A 2,037-nucleotide genomic window follows, 5' to 3' on the forward strand; every position below is an offset into this window, starting at 1 on the left:
GGGTGAGCGATCCCGCGCCCCCCCCGTCTACGGGCGCGGGGGGTCGCCCGCCCCCACCCTCTGGGCGCGTGCCCGGGCGGGGCCGCGTGGCCGATGCCGGGGCGCGGGTGCGCCCCGTGGGTCCCCCGGGGGGCGCAGTCGTGTTCCCGAGGCCCGCAGACGGCGCCATACGGGAGCGCGTCTGCGGGTCGATGTCAGAAGCCGCGGGTCCGCTTCGCCGCGGCGCGGCGGCGGGCGGCGCTCGCGGCCCGCGGGATCCGCATGAACAGCCGTGAGGTCTCCGCCCCGAGGTTGACCCCGATCGCGATGGCGAGCGCGATGGCCGCGGCGTTGGTCAGCGAGCCGAGGCCCTTGTTGAGCTGGTTCTCGGCGATGAGCAGCAGCCCGTAGTACGTCGCGGAGCCGGGCAGCAGCGGGCCGATGGCGGCGGTGACGTACGGCAGGGCGGAGGCGGAGCGGTAGCGGGAGAAGAGCTGCCCGAACAGGCCGACGAGCCCGGCGGCGACGGCCGTGGAAGGCACGGGCGGGATGCCGCCCGCGTAGTGCAGGGCCCCGAACGTGGCCCAGGCGACGCCGCCGTTCAGCGTCACGATCCACACGGTGGAACGTTCCTGCTGGAGCAGGATCGCGAACGTGAACACCAGCACCATCGACGCGGCGATCTGGATCAGCGGCCGCTGCGTGATCTGGAGGACCTCCTCCGGCCGGGGCGCGGCGCCCAACTGGAGCCCCAGGTACAGCACGACCAGCACGCCCATGATGATGCCGATGAAGAGGTACATGACCTCCAGCAGCCGGGCCGAGGCGGTGATGTAGAAGCCGGTCAGGCCGTCCTGCACGGCCGCGACCAGGGCCCGCCCGGGCAGCAGGGCGAACAGCCCGCCGGTGATCACGGCCGAGGCCTGGACGTCCTCGATCGCCAGGAGCTTGAGCGCCACCCCGAACGCGGCGGGCGGCATCGCCGCGACCACGAACTGGTAGAACTCCGGCAGCCCGCGCCCGGCGCACAGCCAGGCCAGCCGGTCGCCGAGCATGGCCCCGATCGCGGCTGCGAAGAAGACGATGACACCGCCGCCGACCAGGATGGAGGCCGCGGCGGCGAGCATGCCGGCGGCGGCCGTGAGCACCCACGTCGGGTACGGGTGCCGGTTGCGCCGGATCTCGGCGAGCCGCCGGTAGGCCTCCTCCAGCGAGACGTCGACCTCGGGCGTGCTGATGTCGGCCACCAGCCGGTAGACCGCCGCCAGCCGCGTGTAGTCGGCGCCGCGACGGCGCACGGTCCGGTTCGCCGACACCGGGTTGCCCACGAGCGAGGGGTGGTGGGTGATCGACAGCATGGTGAAGGTGACCGTCGGCTCGCAGCGGTCCAGCCCGTAGCTGCGGGCCACGGCGAACATCGCCGCCTCCACGTCCTCGGCGCCCTCGCCGCCCGCCAGCATCAGTTCCCCGATGCGCAGGGTCAGGTCGAGCACCCGGCCCACGGCGGGCCCCGTCGCGGCCTGCTTCTGCACCGGTTCGGGGACGGGCCGCACGTCGACCGGCATGCGCAGCATGGTGCGCATCCGGTCCTGCCAGGGGGACTCCGTCATCCAGGACACGGGGAAGCCGGAGCCGGGAACGTACGTCGGCGGGGAGTGCTGGGCGCCGTACGTGGACGGGGGCGCGAACGCGGACCCCTCGGCCGGCTCCTCCGCCGGCAGGGGCAGCCCCTCCGGCACGGTGAACTCCGAGGTCGGCTGCTCGTCCCCGGTGAACTCGGGCTCCGTCCCGGGCGGCAGGGAGAAGGCGCTGTGCGCCTCGTCGGAGGCCGGCTTCCGGTCCTCCGCGCCCTCGGGGTCCTCGGGTCCCTCGGCCTCCGCCACGCGTCCTCCCGTCCCCGGCCAGCCCGGGTATCAGTATGCGGAACGGTTTCGTCCACGGCGAAACCGGCGGACTGCGCCCGGGGAAACGACAGCGGGGGGGGGGCCCCCCCCCGGGGGGGGCCCCCCCCCCGCGCCGGGGCGGGCGGGAGAAAAAAAAAGAAACACACCCCCCCCC

Annotated in this window: 1 protein-coding gene; it reads right to left on the reverse strand. The window is 74.5% G+C overall.

What is annotated here, in order from left to right; all coding sequences use genetic code 11:
- Nucleotides 1-194: 194 nt before the first annotated feature.
- Entirely contained in the window at nucleotides 195-1,862 is a 1,668-nt protein-coding gene (locus ACFVGY_RS29735) for a threonine/serine exporter ThrE family protein (RefSeq protein WP_385682925.1), read from the reverse strand.
- Nucleotides 1,863-2,037 lie beyond the last annotated feature (175 nt).

Origin of the sequence: Streptomyces sp. NPDC127106 (assembly GCF_042677605.1) — a bacterium.
Taxonomy (GTDB): Bacteria; Actinomycetota; Actinomycetes; order Streptomycetales; family Streptomycetaceae; genus Streptomyces.